Source organism: Rhizobium sp. S163, assembly GCF_030380805.1.
Taxonomy (GTDB): Bacteria; Pseudomonadota; Alphaproteobacteria; order Rhizobiales; family Rhizobiaceae; genus Rhizobium.
In genome coordinates this window covers 161,324-184,048 of the sequence record NZ_JAUDSA010000003.1, presented here as the reverse complement: position 1 = coordinate 184,048, position 22,725 = coordinate 161,324, and the positions used below count along the sequence as shown (strand labels likewise).

Sequence of the window (22,725 nt, the reverse complement as noted above, 5' to 3'; positions counted from 1 at the left end):
CGGCCAGAGCACGATGGAAGCCTCCAAAGACATTTCCCGCCTGATCGAGATCATGGCAGCCCTTCGCAATCCCGAGACCGGCTGCCCCTGGGACATCGTCCAGACCTTCGAGACGATCAAGCCCTACACAATCGAGGAGGCCTACGAGGTCTCCGACGCGATCGAACGCAACGACATGGACGATCTCTGCGACGAGCTCGGCGATCTGCTTCTGCAGGTCGTGTTCCATGCCCGCATGGCCGAGGAGGCCGGCGAGTTCTCTTTTGGCGATGTGGTCGAGGCGATCACGCGCAAGATGATCCGCCGCCATCCGCATGTCTTTGCCCGCTCCGACGCGGATACGCCCGATGCGGTGAAGAAGCAGTGGGACGACATCAAGCAGGCGGAAAAGCGCGAGCGCGCGGAGCGCCGCGCCGCACGGGGTATCTCCGAAGATTTCAAGGCCGGCTTTCTCGGCTCCGTCCAGCGCAGCTTTCCGGCGCTGACGGAAGCGCTGAAGCTGCAGGAACGTGCCGCCAAGGTCGGATTCGACTGGTCGGCGCCGGAGCCCATTCTCGACAAGATCGAGGAGGAGATCGGCGAATTGAGGGAAGCGCTGGCCTCGGGCGACCACGCCAAGGTGAGCGATGAACTCGGCGACCTGATCTTCGCGGTGGTCAATATCGGCCGGCATGTGAAGGCGGATCCTGAGCAATCCCTTCGCGGAACAAACACGAAGTTCCGACGCCGTTTCAATCATATAGAAACGTCTCTTGAAGCGGAAGGTGAAACGCTGGAGGCCGCGACGCTGGAGCGGATGGAAGAGCTATGGCAGGCGGCCAAGGCCATCGAGCGACAGCTGGGCTGACTGGGCGCGCCATGAAGCTTGAAACGCTCGACATCGCGATTGCCGGCGCCGGCGTTGGCGGTCTTTCGCTCGCAGCACTGCTCTCGAGCCGTGGCGCCCGCGTCACCGTTTATGACCAGATGAGCGCGCCGCAGCCTGTCGGCTCCGGCTTCGTGCTGCAGCCGACTGGGGCTGCGGCCCTCTCGCGCATGGGCTTGCTTGATCAAGTCGAGGCGCGCGGCGCCCGCATCAGCCGCATGCATGGACGCCTGTCCGGCAACGGCCGTACCGTGCTCGACGTCGGCTATCGCCCGGGCGCCTACGGCATCGCCATCCAGCGCGTCGCGCTGTTCGATCTCTTGCTCGAAGCGGCGATCAATGCAGGGGTACGGTTCGAGACATCATCACGGGTGACTGACATCGAGGCGGGCAGCGCGCCGCGCCTGGTCCTCGACGGCGGCATCCGCACGGCAACCGCCGACCTCGCCATCGACGCCATGGGCGCTAACTCGCCGGTCGCGGCGAAAGCCGCCACCGAGCTCGGCTATGGGGCGCTCTGGGCGACGGTTCCGTGGCCGGAGCATGGCGTCTTCCGCAAGGACGAACTGGAGCAACGATACAAGAGGGCAAGCCAGATGGCCGGGGTGCTGCCTGTCGGCACGGCACGCGATGGCGCGGATCCGATGGCGACGTTCTTCTGGAGCATCCGCAACAAGGACTTCGAAGAATGGCGAGCTGCCGGGCGCGAGATCTGGATCGACGCGGTGCGGTCCTTCTGGCCGGAAGCGGAGGCACTTGCCGCCGTGGCCGAGCCGGTGCATGCGCGCTATCGGCATTTGACCCGCACGCCTGTCGCGGGGGAGCATGTCCTGAAGATCGGCGACGCCTGGCATGCGACGAGCCCGCAGCTCGGCCAGGGAGCCAACATGGCGCTGCTCGACGCAGCATCGCTCGCTTCGGCGCTCTGCCGTGAGGCAACGGTCGGCGAGGCCATCGAGCGTCACCTGAAGCAGCGGCAGATCCACATCTGGTTCTATCAGCTGCTCAGCCGTATCCTGACGCCGTTTTATCAATCAGACAGTTCAGTGCTGCCTTTCAGCCGCGACATTATGATCGGCCCGGCGACCAAGCTGCCGCTGGTGCGCAGCCTGATCACCACGCTGGTCACGGGTGAGTTGCTCGATCCGGTTGGACGGATCGAGCTTGATCAGCTCGTGTCAGAGAAGAAGGTCGCGGTTCAGGATGAGGGCGCGCTGGTCTAGCCGAGCGCCAAACATAGGTAGCAGGAGCGCCTGATCAGCGCTCCCAGTCTTCCTTCGGCCTGGTCGTGTTGCCAAGCCGGCGCTCAAGTTCGACGGCTTCCGTTTCAGACAGCCTGAGATCGAGCGTGACCGATCCATCCTCATTGTCTTCGCGGCTGTCGACGATGGCGTGATCGTAGAGCCATGGCAGCAAGGCCAGCTTGTCGACCGGGAGCACGACGGTGGTTTCCGTCAGCGCGCCGGACAATCTGCGGCTGATCTCTTCCATCAGCGTATCGACGCCCTCGCCCGTCACGGCGGAGACGGCCACGACATTGCGCGCGCCTTCGGCCTTCTGGACGATCGCTTCGTGGTTTTCCGGCTCAAGCCGGTCGATCTTGTTCCAGACCTCGATGATCCGCTTTTCACCCTCGGCTTCGTCGATGCCGAGATCCTTCAGGATGCGGAGCACGTCGGCGCTTTGCGCCTGGTTGTCCTCATCGGCCATATCGCGGACGTGTAGAACGAGGTCCGCTTCCAGCACCTCTTCCAGCGTCGCGCGGAAGGCGGCGACGAGGTGGGTCGGGAGATCGGAGATGAAGCCGACGGTATCCGACAGGATGACGGTGCGGCCATGTGGCAGCTTCATGCGGCGCAGCGTCGGATCGAGCGTCGCAAACAGCATGTCTTCGGCCAGAACGCCGGCGCCGGTGATGCGGTTGAACAGCGTCGACTTGCCGGCGTTGGTGTAGCCCACTAGCGCCACGATCGGATGCGGCACCTTGCGGCGCTTGGCGCGATGCAGCTGGCGGGTGCGGACCACCTGTTCGAGCTCGCGCTCGAGCTTGATGATGCGGTCCTGCAGCATGCGGCGGTCGGCTTCGATCTGGGTTTCACCCGGACCACCCATGAAGCCACCACCGCCGCGCTGGCGCTCAAGGTGGGTCCAGCTACGGACCAGCCGGCCCTTCTGGTAATTTAGATGGGCGAGATCGACCTGCAGCGTGCCTTCCTTGGTGGAGGCGCGGCGGCCGAAGATTTCGAGAATGAGACCCGTGCGGTCGATGACCTTGGCGTTCCATTCCTTCTCGAGATTGCGCTGCTGAACCGGCGTCAGCGGATGATCGACGATGACGAGGCCGGAATCGGTCTCATCAAGACTGTCCTTGATCTCCTGGATCTTGCCGGTGCCCATCAGCGTCGCCGGACGCGGCTCGCTGACGGTGACGATCGTGCCCTTGACCACATCGAGATCGATCGCCTGCGCTAGGCCTGTCGCCTCTTCGAGGCGGCTTTCCGGCGTGCGGGTCGTGGTGACGCTGTCGGCACTGCCGCGGCTGCCGCGGGCCTGCTTGAGCACGGGCACGACGACGGTCGCGCGCATGTCATCCCGGTGCTTCACAGCTTCCGGGATGATCGAATCATTCTTGGTATCACGTGTCGAGATGACGTCTGTCCTGTCAGGAAGCGGATTCTTCGCTTTCGAACATCTGCATCGGCTGGCCGGGCATGATGGTCGAGATCGCGTGCTTATACACGAGTTGCGAATGGCCGTCACGGCGCAGCAGAACGCAGAAGTTGTCGAACGACGTAACAACGCCGGTCAGCTTCACACCGTTAATCAGAAATATAGTCAGGGAAATCTTTTGCTTGCGAACAGTATTGAGAAATAAGTCCTGCAGGTTTTGAGAACGTTCCGCCATCGCGCCGATTCTTTCTTTATTGCCGGCCTTCACGTGCCGGTAAAATACTTCTTATTTTTCCATCAGGCAGCCGACAACCCTCATCCCTGCTGCCTGGAAAGCCTTTGGTATCAAATCGCAATCTTTTCCGCAACGGCGAAAAAGGCCTGTCTAATTTTATGCGGCGGCAGATCGCCTTGGGCCCCTGCCGCTGCCCTGCCCGCCCATCGAAAAGACACGCCGGCTACCGATCAAACCTCTGATCAGACACCCAGCGACTTCAACTTGCGGTGCAGCGCCGAGCGCTCCATGCCGACGAACTCGGCGGTGCGCGAGATATTGCCGCCGAATCGATTGATCTGGGCAATCAGATAATCCTTCTCGAACATCTCACGCGCCTCGCGCAGCGGCAGCGTCATGATGTGGTAGTCGTTCTTCGCCGATACTTTCGGCAGCATGTCGCCCAGGTCGGTCGGCAGCATCTCAGCGGTGATCGGCGCATCCGGGCCGTCGGAGCGAGCGAGAATCATCAGGCGCTCGATGTTGTTGCGCAGCTGGCGGATATTGCCCGGCCAGTCATGGGCCTGCAGAACCGCCATCGCGTCGTCGCCGATGCGGCGTGGACGAATGCCGGCCTGCTCCGAAATCTGGCGCATCAGCTGATCGACAAGGAACGGAATATCCTCGCGACGCTCGGCCAGCGACGGCACCTTGACCGGCACCACGGCGAGGCGGTGATAGAGATCCTCGCGGAACCAGCCTTCGGCGATGCGGCTTTCGAGGTTATAGGCCGTGGACGACACGATGCGCACATCGACCTTCACCCGCTTGGAGCCGCCCACGCGTTCGAACTGCTGATCGACCAACACGCGCAGGATCTTGTTCTGCGTCTCGCGCGGCATTTCGCCTACCTCATCGAGGTAGAGAATGCCGCGATGGGCTTCCTCGAGCGCGCCGATCTTGCGCGCCTGGCCGGGCGAGCCCTCGGTTCCGAAGAGCGCCACCTCCATGCGGTCGGGCGTGATGTTGGCGGCGTTGATGGCCACAAACGGACCACCCGCGCGCGACGACTTCTTGTGGATCATCCGCGCGACCAGCTCCTTGCCGGAGCCGGAGGAGCCGAGGATCATGATGCGGCTGTTGGTCGGCGAGACCTTCTCGATCGTCTGGCGCAGCTGCGAGACGGCGACGGAGGTCCCGATCAGCTCGACCGGATCGCCGGCCTTGCGCTTCAGTTCCGACACTTCACGCTTGAGCTTGGAGTTTTCCAGCGCGCGCTCGGCAATCAGGATCAGGCGGTCGGCCTTGAAGGGCTTCTCGATAAAATCGAAAGCGCCGCGCTTGATGGCCGAGACGGCTGTCTCGACGTTGCCGTGGCCGGAGATCATGACGACGGGAATATCGGGATGGCGCGCCTTGACCTCATCCAGCAGCGCCAGACCGTCGAGCTTGCTGCCCTGCATCCAGATATCGAGGAAGATCAGCCGCGGCGCGCGGTCCGAAATCGCAGCAAGGGCGCTGTCGCTGTCGTGGGCGGTACGGGTCTCGTGGCCCTCGTCGGAGAGAATGCCGGAGACGATCTCGCGGATGTCGTGTTCGTCGTCGACGACCAGAATATCAGAGGCCATATGGATTTTCCTTGTCACTTGCGGCCGAGGGGGCGGGCGATTGCTCCAGGCGTGGCAGATGCACGCGGATCATGGCCCCTCTTCCCTGGTCAAAATCAGCGGGTGCATCATGCAGTTCGAGCTGCCCGCCATGTTCTTCAATAATCTTCTTCACGATGGCGAGGCCGAGACCGGTCCCCTTCTCGCGCATCGTCATATACGGTTCCAAAATGCTGTGCCGGTTCTCGACAGGCAGACCGCGTCCGTTGTCGATGATATCGACGGTGAAGCGGTCACGCGGCTGGTCGAGCGATGCGCGCACCAGCACCTTGCGCTCCTCGCGCTCGTTGGCCGGCACGGCCTCGATCGCTTCCACCGCGTTCTTGATGAGGTTGCCGAAGGCCTGGCCGAGCATGCGGCTGTCGAACTGCCCTTCAAGCGGCGCATCCCCGAACTCCTGCAGGAAGGCGACGTGGCTGTTGCCCATCTCGCGCAGGAATACCGCGTCGTGGAGGATCTTGCGCAGATCGCTTGGCTCCTTGATCGGCTTGGGCATCCGCGCGAAAGAGGAGAACTCGTCGACCATGCGGCCGATATCGCCGACCTGGCGGATGATCGTTTCCGTGCACTGATCGAAAACGCCGCGATCGTCCTGGTTGATCTGCTTGCCGTAGCGGCGCTGGATGCGCTCGGCCGACAGCTGGATCGGGGTGAGCGGGTTCTTGATTTCGTGGGCGATACGACGCGCGACGTCGCCCCAGGCGGTGGAGCGCTGGGCGATGACGAGATCGGTGATGTCATCGAGCGTGATGACGTAAGATTCGCTCATGTCGCGCACTTCCTCGCGCGTCACCTGGACACTCAGCGTGCGCACGGTGCCGGCGCGCACCAGCGCGATCTGCTTGCGGAAATCTCCGCGATAGCGCGACGCTGCCTCGGTGAGGACCTGGTCGACCTCAGGCGCGATTTCGGAGAGCTGCTTGCCGAGCATGTCGCCAGCATCGAGCGCCATCAGCGTCTCGGCCGAACTGTTGACGATCGTGACGCGGCGATCGTGCTCGACGCCGATGACGGCAGCGGTGACGCCCGAGAGTACGGCTTCGATGAAGCGGCGGCGGTCGTCCACCTCGTCCTTGGCTTCGAGGATCTCGTCACGCTGGGTGCGGATCTCCGAGATCATCTTGTTGAAGGTGCGCGACAGGTTGGCGACGTCGCCATCGACGGCATGCACGGGGACGACGATGTCCATGTTGCCGGATGCGACGCTGTCGGCCGCCGTGATCAGCAGGCGGATCGGGCGGACAATACGGTCGGCGACGGCGATGGCCGTCCAGATGGCGGCGAGCAGCACGATCAGCGCGAAGCCGACATAGAGGATAGCGAAGGCGATCTGCAGCGAGAAACGCCCCGCCTCCATCGACCTGTATTCGGTAGCGTTCTCCTCCATCATCCGCATTGCGGTCATGACCTTGGGGTCGACCGCGCGCACCGTATAGAGGAAGGCGCCGTCGATGGATTCGAGCCTGATGATGGCGCCGACAAGGTTCGTCACACCCGGCGGAATGAGCGTCGGCTGGCCGGCCGACGCCTTGTTCAGGGCGTCCTGCGGGATCGCCGGCAGCGGTTTCTCGGTCTTGATATCGGCCTGCGTGATGACGGTACCGTCAGCCTGGACCAGGAAAGCGCCGAGCAGGCCGCGTCCCCTCGCCTGGCGCGTCATCAACTCGGCAAAGCCGGTGCGATCGAGATTGAACAGCTGGCGATTACGCTCCAGATCGTTGGCCATCGAGACCGTCTGGCCCTGCAGATAGCTCGCGTTCTCCATCATGTAGGCCTGCCCGATATTGCGGGAGGAACTGACGATCGATTGCGTTCTGAGCGCGAACCAGCGGTCGAGACCGGCGTTCAGCGTGATACTGGCAAAGAGGGCCACGAGAATGGCGGGCGTGATCGCGACGATCGAGAAGAGCACGACGATGCGGATATGCAGACGTGCCGCCGCGCGACCACGCTTGCGCGCCTTCAGGAGCCGCGAGACCTCGCGGCCGATCAGGGCCATCAGGCCGAGCACGAAGAAGGAATTGACGACGACCGAAGTGATGACGACTGGAGATGTCGGCGCAATCGGCGTCAGGCCGAGCAGCACGAAGAGCGTCATCGTCGCGCAGAGGAGCGCGCCCCCGGCAAGCACGAGACCGGGCAGAGCAAACAGCGCGCGGCGATCCGTTACCGTGGTAACTGCTTCGCCCTCCGCCGCCGGCGGCAACGCATCCTGCTTCATTCGTTTAACTCTCCACGCGGCGAAACACGTTTCGCCGCCGTCCTTGGGTCAGGGTGAAAGACCGCGCTCGATCTCCCGCTCGTCCATCGTCGAGCCGGATCTTCGGACGCAGAACTGACCGCAGGAACACAAACCCCTTGCGTGACTTATTGGCAACGCAATGTGGCGAAAATGCAACGCATCGCGTCACATTGTCAAGCGTTGCAGGGCGTCAAGCGGTGCGGGAGCTTCTGTAGACGGATACGCCGAGTTCGCGGATCTTCTTGCGCAAGGTATTGCGGTTGAGACCGAGCAGGTCGGCGGCCTTGATCTGGTTGCCGCGCGTGGCCGTTAGCGCTGCCAGGATGAGAGGATACTCCATCTCGGTCAAAACGCGGTCATAAAGGCCCGGAGGCGGCAGGTTATCGCCGAAAGTCGCGAAATAGGACCGCATGTTTTCTTCGACGGCCTGAGCAATGGTCATGTTGCCATTGCGGATCGGCCCCTTCTCGATCGGGCTGTCGGGCACGTCGGAGCGCAGCTCGGATTCGATGATTTCGCGGGTGATCACATCCTGTGGATAAAGTGCCATCAGGCGGCGGATGAGGTTCTCCAACTCGCGCACGTTGCCCGGCCAGGCATAAGCCTTCATCAGATCGAGCGCTTCCTGATCGAAACGCTTGGTGCCAAGGCCTTCCTTTTCCGCCTGCTGGACGAAGTGACGGACGAGATCCGGGATGTCTTCGGCGCGGTCGCGCAGCGGCGGCAGGCGTAGCGGTACGACGTTGAGGCGATAGTACAAGTCCTCGCGGAAGAGGCCCTGGTTGATCGCCTGCTTCAGATCCTTGTTGGTGGCGGCGACGATGCGCACGTCGGTGCGGATCGGCGTGCGGCCGCCGACGGTGGTGTATTCGCCCTGCTGCAGCACGCGCAACAGGCGTGTCTGCGCATCCATCGGCATGTCGCCGATTTCGTCGAGAAACAGCGTGCCGCCCTCGGCCTGCTCGAAACGGCCGGTGGAGCGGGTCTGGGCGCCGGTGAAGGCACCCTTCTCATGGCCGAACAGCTCGGATTCGATCAGATCGCGCGGGATCGCGGCCATGTTGATCGCCACGAAGGGACCGTTGCGGCGCTTGCCGTAGTCGTGCAGCGCGCGGGCGACCAATTCCTTGCCGGTGCCGGATTCGCCGGTGATCATCAGCGTCAGGTCGGTGAGCATCAGACGCGCCAGGACGCGATAGATTTCCTGCATGGCGGCCGAGCGGCCAACCAGCGGCATGCCGTCCTGCACGTCGTCCTCGACCTTGGCGGGCTTGCGCTTCGGTTCCGACAGCGCCCGGCCGATGATGCCGATCAGTTCGGTTAGATCGAAGGGCTTGGGCAGATAATCGTAGGCGCCCTTTTCCGAGGCCTTGATCGCCGTCATGAAGGTGTTCTGCGCGCTCATGACCAGCACGGGAAGGTCCGGACGGGCCTTCTTGATGCGTGGAAGCAGGTCGAAGGCATTCTCGTCAGGCATGACGACGTCGGTGACCACGAGGTCGCCCTCGCCCGCCGAAACCCAGCGCCACAGGGTGGCGGCGTTCGAAGTGATACGCACGTCATATCCGGCGCGGCTCAAGGCCTGATTAAGCACCGTACGAATTGCCGCATCATCATCCGCGACGAGGATCGTTGCTGTCATCGAGAAGGTCCTGTGGGGGTTATGGTTGCGTCCTCAAGCGATGCGTCCTTGGAGGCAGGCATGAGCACGCGGAATGTGGTTTTGTTGGTCTGGCTGTCGCATTCGATGATGCCGCCATGATCACCGATGATCTTGGCCACCAGCGCGAGGCCGAGGCCGCTGCCGTTGGTCTTGGTGGTGATGAAGGGGTCGAACAGATGCGGCAGGAGATCGGACGGAACGCCCGGGCCGTTATCCTGCACGCAGAACTCCAGCGGCAGCGAGATCTTCTCGCGGGTTCCAGCGACCGAGAGGCGGATGCCGGGACGATAGGCGGTCGTCAGCACGACCTCGCCATCCGGCCGGTCGCCGATCGCCTCGGCGGCGTTCTTGACGAGATTGAGGAAGACCTGCACCAGCTGGTCGCGGTTGGCATAGACCGACGGCAGCGAGGGGTCGTAGTTCTCGGTGATCTTGATGTGACGCGCAAAGCCCGCCTTGGCGACCGCCTTCACATGATCGAGCACGGAATGGATGTTCACGGGCACGCGATCGACTGGGCGCTCGTCGGAGAAGACCTCCATGCGGTCGACCAGCGAAACGATGCGGTCGGTTTCGTCGCAGATCAGCCGGGTCAGCGCGCGGTCATCGTCGGTCGCCGAGTGTTCGAGCAGCTGTGCGGCGCCGCGAATGCCCGAGAGCGGGTTCTTGATCTCGTGCGCCAGCATGGACGCGAGACCGGTGACCGAACGGGCGGCAGCGCGATGCGTCAGCTGCCGGTCGATCTTGTCGGCCATCGAGCGTTCCTGGAAGACGATGACGACGGAGCCAGGCTCGCTCGTCACCGGCGCCACATAGATATCGACGAGCTTGTCCTGGCCAAGCCTTGGCGAGCTCAGATCGACGCGATACTCGTTGATCGGCGCACGACGCTCGCGCACCTGGTCGATCAGCGCCAGAAGCGGGCTGCCGAAGGGAATGAAGGTCGAGATCTTGTAGCGCGCCAGATGCGAGGCGCTGGCCCCGAAGAAGGCCTCGGCCTCCCAGTTGGCAAAGGCTACAAGCCCTGCATCATCGACCATGATGACCGGGTTCTGGATGGCGTTGAGAACGGCCATGGCGACGGCACTGCCGGCATGGGCAGATGATAGCGACGCGTCGTTTGTCATGCAGCCTCCCGGGCATCTGTATTGTCTGCCGCCGCGACCAGGGCATCGTGGAATCGTTGCGAGACCTCGCGAGGATCGCGCGCGGTCATGATCGCCGCCTTGTCGTTTGCCGACACGGACGGTGCGAAGCGCTCCATATACCAGCCGAGATGCTTGCGAGCATGACGAACGCCGACGGCTTCACCATAAAAATCGAGCATCATGCGATAATGCTCGACGGCGATATCGGCGATCTCCCATGGCGGAGGCGCATCGGCGCCGGCGAGCACGCCGGCATGCCACGGACGCCCCTGGCATCCACGACCGATCATCACGGCATCGGCGCCGGAGCGGCGCAGGATTTCATGGGCGTCCTCGACCGTTTCGACGTCGCCATTGGCGACCAGCGGGATAGTGAGGACATCGCGCACGGCGCGGATCGCATCCCAATCGGCGCGTCCTTCGTAAAACTGCATGCGCGTACGGCCGTGGATCGTCACCAACTGGACGCCGGCCTCCTCGGCACGCTTTGCGATTTCGGGAGCGTTGATCGAATTTTCGTCCCAGCCAAGCCGCATCTTCAGCGTGACGGGAACATCGACGGCCTTGACTGTCGCCTCGATCAGTCCAAGGGCGTGATCCGGGTCGCGCATCAGCGCCGAGCCGGAATAGCCACCAATGACCTTCTTGGCGGGGCAACCCATGTTGATATCGATGATATCGGCACCGTGCGCGGCAGCGATCTTCGCGCCCTCCGCCATCCAGTGCGCTTCGCGACCGGCAAGCTGCACCATGTGCGGATTGAAGCCGGCGGTCTTCAGTCGCGCCCAGGATTGCTCTGTGTCGTTGACGAGCTCGCGGCTCGCCACCATCTCGGTCACCACCAGTCCCGCGCCATGGCGCCAGGCCAACTGACGGAACGGCATATCGGTGACGCCGGACATGGGCGCCAGCACGATACGGTTGCGCACCGCAACGGTTCCGATGCACAAAGGAGATGCGAGGTGTATGTCAGACAACTGATTATCTTTCAGGCACGCTAAGCAGGTGCACTATTTTTAGACAGATTTAAAAGACTTGCCAAGGGGGAAGTGCCCGGTTTGATATTTTTCGGGCAAATGCTGGAATTCGGTGCGCCAAGCCGTTAGAGCACCTCCAGAAATTCTGCTTTTTGGGGATTTATGCCGCAAATGCATCAAAAGCAACCGATATCGATCGGAATTATCGTGGTGGCCGCAGGCCGGGGCGAGCGCGCCGGCGCATCCGTCGAAGGCCCAAAGCAGTATCGCCGGATCGGTGGCCGGCCCGTCATTGCCCACACGCTCGAACTTTTCGCGACATGGCCTCAAGCGACCGAGATCGTCGCCGTGATTCACGCCGATGACGAAGCTCTGTTTGCGAAGGCAACCGCTGGTGTGACTTCCAAGCTGCCGATCGCGACCTTGCACGGAGGCTCGACGCGCCAACGATCAGTGCTCTCAGGGCTTCGGCATCTGAAGGACAAGGGGATCACCCACGTCCTGATTCACGACGCCGTGCGGCCGTTCTTCGATCACGATCTGCTCGACCGCGTGGCGGCCACGCTGGCTGAGGGCGCGCCTGCCGTGCTGCCGGCCATGCCGGTTGCCGATACGCTGAAGCGCGCCGATCAATCCGGCATCGTGGTCGAGACCGTGCCCCGCGCGCAGCTCTTTGCTGCGCAGACACCGCAATCCTTCGACTTCGGCATCATCCTTGCCGCGCATGAGAAGGCGGCGGCCGCCGATCGCAACGATTTTACCGACGATGCGGCGATCGCCGAATGGGCCGGCCACCCCGTGACGATCGTCGAGGGCATGGCCGACAATGTAAAACTGACAGTGAGGCGTGATATCGCAATGGCCGACCAGAGACTTTCCAGCACACGCCTTCCCGATGTGCGCACCGGCAACGGCTACGACGTGCACCAGCTCGAGGCCGGCGATGGCGTGACGCTCTGCGGCGTGCTCATTCCGCACGACCAGAAGCTCAAGGGCCACTCAGACGCCGACGTCGCGCTGCATGCGCTGACGGATGCGCTGCTTGCCACCTGCGGCGCCGGCGATATCGGCGACCACTTCCCGCCGTCGGATCCGCAATGGAAGGGCGCTCCATCGCGCATCTTCATCGAGCATGCGGCCAAGATCGTGCGCGAGCGCGGCGGCACCATCATGAACGCCGACGTGACGCTGATTGCCGAAGCGCCGAAGGTCGGGCCGCACCGCGACACGATGCGCGCAATGCTTTCCGAGTTCCTCGGCATCTCGATCGACCGCTGCTCGGTCAAGGCGACGACCAACGAGACGATCGGCTTCGTCGGCCGCCGAGAGGGGATCGCCGCCATCGCCACCGCCACCGTCGTCTATCAGGAGATCAGCCAATGAGCCTCTATCCCGCCGATATCCTGTCCGAGGCCGAAGCCATTGTCAGGACATTCGGAGCGTCGGGATTGATGGTGTCGACGGCGGAATCGTGCACGGGCGGGCTGATTGCCGGCGCGCTCACGGAAATTGCCGGCTCGTCGGCGGTCGTCGACCGGGGCTTCGTCACCTATACGAACACCGCGAAGATGGAGATGCTCGGCGTCCAGGAAGCGACGCTTGCGCGTTTCGGCGCGGTATCGGAAGAAACGGCGCGGCAGATGGTGCATGGCGCCCTCTTCCGCTCGCGGGCATCGATCGCCGTCGCGGTCACGGGTATTGCCGGGCCAGGCGGTGGATCGGCGGAAAAGCCTGTCGGTCTGGTGCACCTTGCCGCAAAGTCACGCCACGGTGACCTCATTCACAACAAGATGCTGTATGGCGATATCGGCCGCGGTGAGGTTCGTCTCGCCACCGTCCGGACGGCGCTGGCGATGATCCGTCAGCTCGGACCACAGTGAGTTTCGCTCAGCTGTAGATCTTGCCGGCGCGCGTTTCGAAGGCTTCGGTGAACATCCGGAAGGCGCGGTCGAACATCGAGCCCATCAAAGCGCCGAGGATGCGGCTCTTGAACTCGTAATCGATGAAGAAATGCACGTTGGAGCCCGACGCCGTATCTTCGAAGCGCCAGCGATTATCGAGATACTTGAAGGGGCCGTCGATGTATTTGACGTCGATGACGCGCTCGGCCTTGTTGAGCAACACCTGCGTCGTGAAGGTCTCGCGGATCGCCTTGTAGCCGACCGTCATGTCGGCGATGAGCAGAATCTTGCCATCGCGCTCCTTGCGGCTGCGGATCGCAAGTCCTTCGCAGAGCGGCAGGAATTGCGGGTATTTCTCGACATCGGCAACGAGATCAAACATCTGGTCTGCGGAATGCGGGACGGGGCGGTGCGTTTCGAACTGAGGCATGACCGGCAGTTAAGCGGGCGCGCCGAGAAGATCAAGAAGGCGGCGCATTTCACGGTGCGATTTCAACTGAAGGACGGGCACATCGGGCTTGTATCGCTCGATGCCCGCGAGGATGAGCGGCGCCCATCGGCGCTCGAAATTCCAAATGTAGGTCAGGAACTCACCGTCAAGCCTTTCCGGGCAACCCGGCGCCATCTCCGGCCGCGCCTTGCCCCGCCAGCGAAGCCACCTTGTGGTGACACCTAGCAGGCAACGCCAGCGCGGCAGCCGCACCCAGAGCACCATATCGGTGCGCGGCATCCTGAGATCGAAGGTCGAGGCGCCGGTCCCGTCCATCAGCCACCGCTCTTCGGCAACAGCGGCCGCGATCATCTCGCGCTCCTCGGCCTTCGGCCGTTTCACCCAGCCGGGCAGCCAATAGAAGTCGCGATCCATCGAGATATGCCGCACGCCGAGCAGCGCGCCGAGGCGTTTGGATAGCGTCGTCTTGCCGCCGCCGGAGCAGCCGATCACGAGAATGCGGTCGGCGCGGCTGACGAGGTCGGCGGCGCTGGTGATATCGGTGACGAAATTCGGCATGTCTTTCCCTCCCGCAAGCAAAGACCGAATCAGGCCATCATCCTAGCCGATGGCTTCGAGGCGCTGAAGCAGCAGCGCCATCTGCGCCCTGCTCGTCAATTCGACGAGTGGTACATCAGGCCCGTGCAGGCGGATGCCTTCCATGAATTCGGGCACATCGTCCCTCTCGAAATTCCAGACATAGGACATGAACTCCCGGTCCGGCCACTGCTCCAGGCACCCAGGCGCCATGTCGGGACGCGTCCTGCCGCGATAGACGATGCCGCGCTTGAAGATGCTCCACAGGCATAGCCAGCGCGACACCCTCACCCACAGGATCACATCGGCGCGCGGCAGCCTGAGATCGAGTGTCCTTGGGTTGTTTCCGTCGATGATCCAGCGGTCCTCGGTCACGATCCTGGCGATGATCTCGCGCTGCTCCGGCCTCGGTCTCGACGTCCAGTCCGGAAGCCAGAAGACCTCGCGGTCCATGGAGACGTAGCGGACGCCGAGGATGCGCGCGAGCTTCTGCGCCAGCGTGCTCTTGCCGCCACCTGATGAGCCGAAGATGACGATCCGGTCGGCACGCTTCAGGAATTCAGCCGCCTCAGCAAGACTGGTGACGTTCAGCCGATGCTTCGGTTGTTGCAACACGATGGCCTCTTGTCTGATTGCGGGGAAGATCAGGCCGCCTGGACGGGCGTGATCCCGCTAAGATCGCCGGCGGCCCGTCGTGCGACCGCAAGGTCATAGGTGCGCTGCAGATTGAGCCAGAATTCCGGGCTGTTGTTGAAATAGCGGGAGAGACGCAACGCCGTGTCTGCGGTAATGCCGTTTTCGCCGCGCAGGACCCGTTCGATCCGCGTGCGTGGAATTCCCATATCCTCCGCCGCCTTATAGGCGGAGATGCCATATTCCTGCAGGAAATCCTCCTTGAGAATTTCACCGGGATGGATGGGGTCGACAGGAATGATCTGCATCCGCATCTCCTAATGGTAGTCGCAGAATTCGACATCATCTGCATTGCCGTCTTTCCAGACGAAGCATATGCGCCACTGATCGTTGACACGGATAGAATGCTGGCCGGCCCGGCTGCCCTTCAAGGCTTCAAGACGATTGCTTGGCGGAACACGCAAATCGTCGAGGCTTATCGCAGCGTCGAGTGCCATCAACTTCCGTCGCGCCCGCTCAACGACATCCGCCGGGAAATGGCGGGCATCGCGTCGCAGGAAAAGGCCTTCAGTCTGCTTGTTGCGAAAGCCAACGATCATCCGATATCCGTATCGGAAAACGATACGGATATCAATATATCGTCGTTAGGCTGATTACTCCGCAGCCACCAGCAGCTTCTTCTCACGCGCAGCGCGCAGGCGGGCGAAGTCGTCGCCGGCGTGGTGCGAGGAGCGGGTCAGCGGGCTGGAGGCGACCATGAGGAAGCCCTTGGTGTAGGCGACAGTCTCGTAGGACTTGAATTCCTCGGGCGTGACGTAGCTCATCACCGCGTGGTGCTTGCGGGTCGGCTGCAGGTACTGGCCGATCGTCAGGAAGTCGACGTCGGCGACGCGCAGGTCGTCCATCAGCTGCAGCACTTCGTTGCGCTCCTCGCCGAGGCCGACCATGATGCCCGACTTGGTGAACATGGTCGGATCCAGTTCCTTCACCCGCTGCAGCAGGCGAACGGAGTGGAAATAGCGCGCGCCGGGGCGGACCGTCAGATAGTTGCCCGGGACGGTTTCCATGTTGTGGTTGAAGACGTCGGGCTTGGCGGCAACGACACGCTCCAGCGCACCGGGCTTCTTCAGGAAGTCGGGTGTCAGGATTTCGATCGTGGTCGTCGGCGACGCGGCGCGGATCGCCCAGATCACTTTTTCGAAGTGCTCGGCGCCGCCGTCTTCCAGATCGTCGCGGTCGACTGACGTGATGACCACGTGGCTGAGGCCCATCTCCTTGACGGCCTTCGCCACGCTCTCGGGCTCGGCCATGTCGAGCGCGTTCGGCTTGCCGGTCGCGACGTTGCAGAAGGAACAGGCGCGCGTACAGATCTCGCCCATGATCATGAAGGTGGCGTGCTTCTTGTCCCAGCACTCGCCGATATTCGGGCAGCCGGCTTCCTCGCAGACGGTGACGAGCTTGTGCTCCTTCACGATCGAGCGGGTTTCGGCGTAGCCCTTGGAGGTCGGCGCCTTGACGCGGATCCAGTCCGGCTTGCGCATGACTTCCGTGTCCGGGCGATGTGCCTTTTCCGGGTGCCGCACGCGCTTTTCAGCGCTTGGATTGATCCTGTCGAGAATAGTTACCATCAATAACCTGCCTTCAAACCGCCGAAACGGCCTCTTTCGTCAGCGTCTGACGAGTTTTGCCAGAAATAGCAAGATACAAGAGCCGATGAAACCCGTCACAAGGTAACCCTGCCAACCGCTGGCGACATAGATGCCGGCGCGGGCAAAGATTGCGCTGCCGATGACAGCACCGACGATGCCGATGACGATGTTCATCAAAACGCCGAAGCGTATGCCCATCAAGATGCCCGCGAGCCAACCCGCCAAGCCGCCGACGATGATCGCCGTAATCCAGCCCACACCTTCCATGCAGTCCTATCCCCTCAAGCTATCGCCCTTGCGATCAACACCACGATTATGGCGCCGACGGTGGCGTGAATGATCTGCACCACGATGGCGCTGTCTATGCCCAGGTTGATCCCCAGCGCGTTGAAGAGAAAGCCTCCGACGAACGCGCCGATGATGCCGCTGAGCAGGCACCGTATCAATCCGCCTCCGCCAACGATCAGGCTGGCGAGGAACCCCGCGACCAAACCGATCAGGAGGAAGATGACGAGTGCCTGCGTACCCATAGACATGATGATTTCCTTTCGCTTTTTCCAGTCCGTGATTGAACGTGGTTCAATCCGTCATAGAGAGCGGCGAAGAAAATTATCAAGCGTTGAGGACGCGACCGTAAGCATCCAGAACCGCTTCCTTCATGGTTTCTGAAACCGTCGGATGCGGGAAGATGGTGTGCATCAGTTCTTCTTCGGTCGTTTCCAGGTTCATGGCGACCACGAAGCCCTGGATGAGTTCGGTGACTTCGGCGCCGACCATGTGGGCGCCGAGCAGTTCGCCGGTCTTCTTGTCGAAGATCACCTTGCAGAGACCCTGGTCCTCGCCGAGCGCGATCGCCTTGCCGTTGGCGGCAAAGGAGAAGCGGCCGACGCGGATGTCACGGCCGGCTTCCTTGGCCTTGGCTTCCGTCAGGCCGACGGAGGCGACCTGCGGGTGGCAGTAGGTGCAGCCCGGGACCTTGCCCTTGTCGGTGGCGTGAACGTTCGGCAGGCCGGCGATCTTTTCGACGCAGACGACGCCTTCGTGCTCTGCCTTGTGGGCGAGCATCGGCGGGCCGGCGACGTCGCCGATGGCGTAGATGCCGGCGATGTTGGTCTTGCCGTAGCCATCGATGACGACGCAGCCGCGGTCGGTCTTGACGCCGACGGCTTCGAGGCCGAGGTTTTCGATGTTGCCCTGGACGCCCACGGCCGAGATCATGCGGTCGGCGGTGATCTGCTGGACCTTGCCGTCAGCCGTCTCGACATGGGCGGTCAGGCTATCAGCAGCCTTTTCGACCTTGGTGATCTTGGCGCTGGTGAGGATCTTCATGCCGCGCTTCTCAAGCTGCTTGCGCGCGATCGCGGTGACTTCGACGTCCTCGACCGGCATGATGGTCGGCATGACTTCGACGACAGTGACGTCGACGCCCATCGAGCGATAGAAGCTCGCGAACTCGATGCCGATGGCGCCCGAGCCCATGACGATCAGCGACTTCGGCAGCGCTGCCGGCTTCATCGCTTCGAAATAGGTCCATATCAGCTTGCCGTCCGGCTCGATGCCGGGCAGCGCGCGCGGACGGGCGCCGGTTGCGATGATGATGTGCTTGGCGGTGTAGGTGCCCTCGCCCTTGACGTTCTTCGGAACCGGGTTCTGCGGCTCGACGACGGGCTTGGAGGACTTGCCGACGACGATTTCACCCGGCTTGGTGATCTTGGCTTCGCCCCAGATCACATCGACCTTGTTCTTCTTCATCAGGAAGCCGACGCCGCCGTTGAGGCGCGCGGAAACACCGCGCGAGCGGGCGACAACGGCTTTCACGTCGGCGCTCATCTTGCCCTCGAGCACGAGGCCGTAGTCCTTGGCGTGGTTGGCGTGGTCGAGGATCTCGGCCGAGCGCAGCAGCGCCTTGGTCGGGATGCAGCCCCAGTTCAGGCAGATGCCGCCCAGGTGCTCGCGCTCGACGATCGCGGTCTTGAGACCGAGCTGGCTGGCGCGCACAGCGGCCACATAGCCGCCGGGACCGGAGCCGATGATGATGACGTCGTAATTCTCAGCCATGTTTTCCTGCCTTTGTTATCGGGCGTCGCGGGTGAGAAGCACCCACTCGTGTTTCCTGCTGCTTTCGAAAAGAGACATTGCGTTTTGGCGCGCCGCTTCCGAAAATCCATTCTTCTTGTAAAGCGACAGAGCCGCTTCATTGTCGCTTGCGGTGATCAGACTGACCGGCAGCGACCCTGCCCTGTCGATCTGACCTCTAAGTATTTCCCTGCCGATCCCGATGCCGCGCAGATGGCTATAGACGCCGAGCGTTGCAATGAACCAGCTGCCAACAACCATCTTCTGCAGGTCGATCACCGGCTGCAAAGCCACGCGGTCGACCTCCATGTTCCTTACGTCATCGCCAAGCGCGTAACCGATCGCCGCGCCTGCCGCCTCTCCGTAGGCTTCGGCCAGCACCGCGTGGCGCCATGTGCCGTAGCCTTCGTCCTGACGCATCTTCAGCCGGCCAAGCTCCATCGGCGTATCGCTGCCGGTGCCACCCAGTTCGCCCAGCCAGAGCCAGGAGGCGAAGCCATGCGAGGCGATGTCCGAGAGGATCGCCAGTTCGGCCGCGTCATCCCGTGTGGCGGGACGCAGCGTCACGAAAGACGCCACCGTCAAAGCCCCAACATCATCCGTACGGTCGATTCCATGCCGCGCCCGAGAGCGCGGGTATTGTCGGCGTCGAGATGGATGCCGTCGAGCGGCGTCGTCTTGGCGACCGAATTGCCGTCGAAGAAACCGCAGCCGAGTTCGTCAGCAAGATCCCGATAGAGCGTCGCCAGCATCGCCGATTTCTCGATGCCGCCGATGAAGGAGGCCGCGAAGGGCACGTTGGCCGTCTCGCAGATCCTCGGCGGCGCGACGATCAGGATATCCGGCACGTCGAAGTCGAACGGCCAGGCGTGGTTGCGGATCAACCGCACCAGCCGGGCAATACCCTGGCAGGCGGCGAAGGCCGATCCGGCCACGACATTCTTCATGTCGTTGGTGCCGAGGAGCAGAATGACGAGATCGAGCGGCGCATGCGTCTGCAGGATGGTCGGCAGGACACGGGCGCCGTTGCGGTCGCAATCGGCCAGATGGTCGTCGAAGGCGGTGGTACGCCCGTTCAATCCTTCGGCGATGACCCGGACCTCGTTGCCGAGTGCAGCCTGAAGCGCACTCGGCCAACGATCCTTGTACTCATGACGGCCGACGGACGCGGCGTCATAACCCCAGGTCAGGCTATCACCATAGCAAAGAACGGTCTTCGTCATTTCCGCCTCCGCCGTTTGATCAGACGAGCATGCCCATCGGGTTTTCGATGTAGCCCTTGAACGCCTGCAGCAGCTCCGCGCCCAATGCGCCATCGACGCAGCGGTGGTCGGTCGACAGCGTGACCGTCATCACGGTTGCGACGGCCAGCTGGCCGTTCTTGACGACCGGGCGCTGCTCGCCCGCGCCGACCGCGAGGATCGTTGCGTGCGGCGGATTGATGACGGCGGCGAAGTGCTTGACGCCCATCATGCCCATGTTGGAGACCGACGAGGTGCCGCCCTGATATTCCTCAGGCTTCAGCTTGCGGTCCTTGGCACGCTTGCCGAGGTCACGCATCTCGTTGGAGATGGCCGACAGGGTCTTTTCCTCGGCCTTGCGGATGATCGGGGTGATCAGGCCGCCCGGGATCGAGACAGCAACGCCGACGTCGGCGTGCTTGTGCTTGACCATGTTGGCTTCGGTCCAGGAGACGTTGGCATCCGGAACGTCGCGCAATGCAAGCGCCATGGCCTTGATGACCATGTCGTTGACCGACAGCTTGTAGGCCGGCGCGCCTTCCTTGCGAGGAGCGGCGTCGTTGAGCTGGGCGCGCAGCGCCAGCAGCGCATCGAGCTCGCAATCCACGGTGACGTAGAAGTGCGGCACGGTCTGCTTGGATTCGACCAGGCGCTTGGCGATGACCTTGCGCATGCCGTCATGCGGCACGAGTTCGTAGGAACCCGGCTCGAACAGCTTGAGAACGGTCTCGTCGGATGCGCCCTTCGGTGCGGCGGCAGGAGCCGGTGCGGCAGCCTGCGGAGCAGCGGCAGATGCAGCCTTTGCACCACCACCAGCGACAGCAGCTTCGACGTCGCTCTTGACGACCCGGCCATACGGGCCGGAGCCTGCGACAGCTGCGAGATCGATACCGGCTTCCTTCGCCAGACGACGCGCCAGCGGCGAGGAGAAGGTGCGGTTGCCGGTGGAAGCAGCGGCAGGCGCTGCTGCTGGTGCAGGAGCAGCCGCGGGGGCTGCGGCCGGAGCCGGAGCGGCTTCGGTCTTTCCCTCGGCCTTCGGCGCTTCGGCAGCCTTCGGTGCCGGAGCAGCCGAGCCAGCGCCGCTTGCGGCAGCAGCGACATCTTCGCCATCGGCGGCCAGAACGGCGATCAAGGCATTGACCTTGACGCCTTCGGTGCCGGCGGGAACGACGAGCTTGGCGACGACACCTTCGTCGACCGCTTCGACTTCCATCGTCGCCTTGTCGGTTTCGATCTCGGCGATGACATCGCCAGACTTAACCGTATCGCCTTCCTTGACCAGCCACTTGGCGAGGTTGCCCTCTTCCATGGTCGGAGACAGGGCAGGCATCGTGATGTTGATAGGCATCGAAATACCCTTCCCTTGTTACTTGTAGCAGACGGCTTTCACGGCCTGGACGACTTCGTCGACGCTTGGCAGCGCAAGCTTTTCGAGGTTGGCGGCGTAAGGCATCGGAACGTCCTTGCCAGCGATCGTCAGAACCGGCGCATCGAGATAATCGAAAGCCTGCTGCATGACGCGGGTGGCGATTTCGGTACCGACCGAGTTCTGCGGGTAGCCTTCCTCGACGGTGACGAGACGGCCGGTCTTCTTGACCGATTCGATCACGGTCGGCAGGTCCATCGGACGCAGCGTGCGCAGGTCGATCAGTTCGACGTCGATGCCGATCTTTTCGAGTTCGGCGACAGCCTTGGTGGCATAGGTCATGCCGATACCGAAGGAGACGATCGTGACGTCCTTGCCCTGACGGTGGATGCGGGCCTTGCCGATCGGGAGAACGAAATCGTCCATCTTCGGCACGTCGAAGTGCTGACCGTAGAGGATTTCGTTTTCAAGGAAGACGACCGGGTTCGGATCGCGGATAGCAGCCTTGAGCAGGCCCTTGGCGTCGGATGCCGTGTAGGGCATGACGACCTTGAGGCCCGGGATCTGGCTGTACCAGGCCGAGTAGTCCTGGCTGTGCTGGGCGCCGACGCGGGCAGCGGCACCGTTCGGGCCACGGAACACGATCGGTGCACCCATCTGGCCGCCGGACATGTAGAGCGTCTTGGCGGCGGAATTGATGATCTGGTCGATCGCCTGCATGGCGAAGTTGAAGGTCATGAACTCGACGATCGGCTTCAGGCCGGACATCGCAGCACCGACGCCGACGCCGGCAAAGCCGTGCTCGGTGATCGGGGTGTCGATGACACGGCGGGCGCCGAATTCCTGCAGCAGACCCTGGGTCACCTTGTACGCGCCCTGGTATTCGGCCACTTCCTCGCCCATGACGAAGACGTTGTCGTCGGCGCGCATTTCCTCGGCCATGGCGTCGCGAAGCGCTTCGCGCACGGTCATGGAGACCATTTCGGTGCCGGCGGGGATTTCAGGATCGTTCGGAACCTGAGCCTTGGGCTCGGCGGGAACCGGAGCTGCAGCAGCGGCAGGCGCTTCAGCAGCCTTCGGTGCCTCAGTGGCGGCCGGTGCGGCAGCAGCAGGTGCAGCCGAGATGTCGGATGCGGATTCGCCGTCCTGCAGGAGAACAGCGATTTTGGCGTTCACCTTGACGCCTTCGGTGCCGGCTGCAACGAGCAGCTTGCCGATGACGCCTTCGTCGACGGCTTCGACTTCCATCGTCGCCTTGTCGGTTTCGATTTCGGCAATGATGTCGCCGGAGGTGACCTTGTCACCTTCCTGCTTCAGCCACTTGGACAGCGTGCCTTCTTCCATCGTCGGAGAGAGGGCGGGCATGAGAATATCGATTGGCATGGG

The 22,725-nt window shown here is 62.8% G+C and carries 24 protein-coding genes; 4 read left to right on the top strand and 20 right to left on the bottom strand.

The window, feature by feature from the left end:
• Window positions 1-13: 13 nt before the first annotated feature.
• Entirely contained in the window at window positions 14-847 is an 834-nt protein-coding gene (gene mazG, locus QTL96_RS01010; protein ID WP_289726351.1) for a nucleoside triphosphate pyrophosphohydrolase, read from the top strand.
• 11 nt (window positions 848-858) lie between these two features.
• Window positions 859-2,088, top strand: a complete 1,230-nt coding sequence (locus QTL96_RS01005) for an NAD(P)/FAD-dependent oxidoreductase (protein WP_289726350.1) — start codon at window positions 859-861, stop codon at window positions 2,086-2,088.
• A gap of 34 nt (window positions 2,089-2,122) precedes the next feature.
• On the opposite strand, the gene hflX is transcribed toward QTL96_RS01005, so the two are convergent.
• From hflX to dusB, 7 genes are all read right to left on the bottom strand, one after another.
• The gene (hflX, locus tag QTL96_RS01000; RefSeq protein WP_289726349.1) at window positions 2,123-3,451 is read right to left on the bottom strand and encodes a GTPase HflX; all 1,329 of its coding nucleotides are present in this window, start codon (window positions 3,449-3,451) and stop codon (window positions 2,123-2,125) included.
• A gap of 76 nt (window positions 3,452-3,527) precedes the next feature.
• Window positions 3,528-3,770 carry an RNA chaperone Hfq gene (hfq, locus tag QTL96_RS00995; RefSeq protein ID WP_018325164.1) on the bottom strand — a complete coding sequence of 81 codons (243 nt, stop codon included), beginning with the start codon at window positions 3,768-3,770 and terminating at the stop codon, window positions 3,528-3,530.
• 242 nt (window positions 3,771-4,012) lie between these two features.
• Window positions 4,013-5,377: a sigma-54 dependent transcriptional regulator gene (locus QTL96_RS00990; protein WP_289726348.1), complete on the bottom strand. Its 1,365-nt coding sequence runs from the start codon at window positions 5,375-5,377 to the stop codon at window positions 4,013-4,015.
• On the bottom strand, window positions 5,367-7,637 hold the full coding sequence (locus QTL96_RS00985; protein ID WP_289726347.1) for a PAS domain-containing sensor histidine kinase: 2,271 nt from the start codon (window positions 7,635-7,637) through the stop codon (window positions 5,367-5,369). The genes QTL96_RS00990 and QTL96_RS00985 overlap by 11 nt, the downstream gene beginning before the upstream one ends.
• Window positions 7,638-7,848: 211 nt before the next feature.
• Window positions 7,849-9,300 (bottom strand): nitrogen regulation protein NR(I), encoded by a 1,452-nt coding sequence (ntrC, locus tag QTL96_RS00980; RefSeq protein WP_018899972.1) that lies wholly within the window; start codon window positions 9,298-9,300, stop codon window positions 7,849-7,851.
• A complete protein-coding gene (locus tag QTL96_RS00975) occupies window positions 9,297-10,448 on the bottom strand; it encodes a nitrogen regulation protein NR(II) (RefSeq protein ID WP_018899973.1) in 1,152 nt (383 codons plus the stop codon). The genes ntrC and QTL96_RS00975 overlap by 4 nt, the downstream gene beginning before the upstream one ends.
• The gene (gene dusB, locus QTL96_RS00970; RefSeq protein ID WP_289727146.1) at window positions 10,445-11,461 is read right to left on the bottom strand and encodes a tRNA dihydrouridine synthase DusB; all 1,017 of its coding nucleotides are present in this window, start codon (window positions 11,459-11,461) and stop codon (window positions 10,445-10,447) included. The genes QTL96_RS00975 and dusB overlap by 4 nt, the downstream gene beginning before the upstream one ends.
• Window positions 11,462-11,608: 147 nt before the next feature.
• Here dusB and QTL96_RS00965 point away from each other — a divergent pair, with 147 nt between their 5' ends.
• The gene (locus tag QTL96_RS00965; protein WP_289726346.1) at window positions 11,609-12,829 is read left to right on the top strand and encodes a bifunctional 2-C-methyl-D-erythritol 4-phosphate cytidylyltransferase/2-C-methyl-D-erythritol 2,4-cyclodiphosphate synthase; all 1,221 of its coding nucleotides are present in this window, start codon (window positions 11,609-11,611) and stop codon (window positions 12,827-12,829) included.
• Window positions 12,826-13,326, top strand: coding sequence for a CinA family protein (locus QTL96_RS00960; RefSeq protein ID WP_289726345.1), 501 nt, complete (start codon window positions 12,826-12,828; stop codon window positions 13,324-13,326). The genes QTL96_RS00965 and QTL96_RS00960 overlap by 4 nt, the downstream gene beginning before the upstream one ends.
• Before the next feature lie 7 nt (window positions 13,327-13,333).
• On the opposite strand, the gene QTL96_RS00955 is transcribed toward QTL96_RS00960, so the two are convergent.
• The 13 genes from QTL96_RS00955 to QTL96_RS00895 all read right to left on the bottom strand — a co-directional run bounded on the left by QTL96_RS00955 (window position 13,334) and on the right by QTL96_RS00895 (window position 22,722).
• On the bottom strand, window positions 13,334-13,777 hold the full coding sequence (locus QTL96_RS00955) for a type II toxin-antitoxin system RatA family toxin (RefSeq protein ID WP_289726344.1): 444 nt from the start codon (window positions 13,775-13,777) through the stop codon (window positions 13,334-13,336).
• A gap of 9 nt (window positions 13,778-13,786) precedes the next feature.
• The gene (locus tag QTL96_RS00950; RefSeq protein WP_289726343.1) at window positions 13,787-14,356 is read right to left on the bottom strand and encodes an AAA family ATPase; all 570 of its coding nucleotides are present in this window, start codon (window positions 14,354-14,356) and stop codon (window positions 13,787-13,789) included.
• 42 nt (window positions 14,357-14,398) lie between these two features.
• The gene (locus QTL96_RS00945; RefSeq protein ID WP_289727145.1) at window positions 14,399-14,986 is read right to left on the bottom strand and encodes an AAA family ATPase; all 588 of its coding nucleotides are present in this window, start codon (window positions 14,984-14,986) and stop codon (window positions 14,399-14,401) included.
• 32 nt (window positions 14,987-15,018) lie between these two features.
• Window positions 15,019-15,315: a HigA family addiction module antitoxin gene (locus QTL96_RS00940; RefSeq protein ID WP_289726342.1), complete on the bottom strand. Its 297-nt coding sequence runs from the start codon at window positions 15,313-15,315 to the stop codon at window positions 15,019-15,021.
• 9 nt (window positions 15,316-15,324) lie between these two features.
• The gene (locus tag QTL96_RS00935) at window positions 15,325-15,606 is read right to left on the bottom strand and encodes a type II toxin-antitoxin system RelE/ParE family toxin (RefSeq protein ID WP_081993028.1); all 282 of its coding nucleotides are present in this window, start codon (window positions 15,604-15,606) and stop codon (window positions 15,325-15,327) included.
• A 54-nt stretch (window positions 15,607-15,660) separates the two neighbouring features.
• Window positions 15,661-16,635, bottom strand: coding sequence for a lipoyl synthase (lipA, locus tag QTL96_RS00930; RefSeq protein ID WP_018899982.1), 975 nt, complete (start codon window positions 16,633-16,635; stop codon window positions 15,661-15,663).
• A 39-nt stretch (window positions 16,636-16,674) separates the two neighbouring features.
• Window positions 16,675-16,923, bottom strand: coding sequence for a GlsB/YeaQ/YmgE family stress response membrane protein (locus tag QTL96_RS00925; protein WP_047510257.1), 249 nt, complete (start codon window positions 16,921-16,923; stop codon window positions 16,675-16,677).
• Between the two features lie 14 nt (window positions 16,924-16,937).
• Window positions 16,938-17,192, bottom strand: coding sequence for a GlsB/YeaQ/YmgE family stress response membrane protein (locus QTL96_RS00920; RefSeq protein WP_018899984.1), 255 nt, complete (start codon window positions 17,190-17,192; stop codon window positions 16,938-16,940).
• A 76-nt stretch (window positions 17,193-17,268) separates the two neighbouring features.
• Complete coding sequence (gene lpdA, locus QTL96_RS00915; RefSeq protein ID WP_289726341.1) at window positions 17,269-18,714, bottom strand: dihydrolipoyl dehydrogenase; 1,446 nt, start codon at window positions 18,712-18,714, stop codon at window positions 17,269-17,271.
• 15 nt (window positions 18,715-18,729) lie between these two features.
• Window positions 18,730-19,311: a GNAT family N-acetyltransferase gene (locus QTL96_RS00910; RefSeq protein ID WP_289726340.1), complete on the bottom strand. Its 582-nt coding sequence runs from the start codon at window positions 19,309-19,311 to the stop codon at window positions 18,730-18,732.
• A 2-nt stretch (window positions 19,312-19,313) separates the two neighbouring features.
• Window positions 19,314-19,955: an SGNH/GDSL hydrolase family protein gene (locus QTL96_RS00905; RefSeq protein WP_289726339.1), complete on the bottom strand. Its 642-nt coding sequence runs from the start codon at window positions 19,953-19,955 to the stop codon at window positions 19,314-19,316.
• Window positions 19,956-19,974: 19 nt separating this feature from the next.
• Window positions 19,975-21,321 carry a pyruvate dehydrogenase complex dihydrolipoamide acetyltransferase gene (locus tag QTL96_RS00900; protein ID WP_289726338.1) on the bottom strand — a complete coding sequence of 449 codons (1,347 nt, stop codon included), beginning with the start codon at window positions 21,319-21,321 and terminating at the stop codon, window positions 19,975-19,977.
• Between the two features lie 18 nt (window positions 21,322-21,339).
• Window positions 21,340-22,722, bottom strand: coding sequence for a pyruvate dehydrogenase complex E1 component subunit beta (locus QTL96_RS00895; protein WP_018899989.1), 1,383 nt, complete (start codon window positions 22,720-22,722; stop codon window positions 21,340-21,342).
• Between the last annotated feature and the right edge of the window lie 3 nt (window positions 22,723-22,725).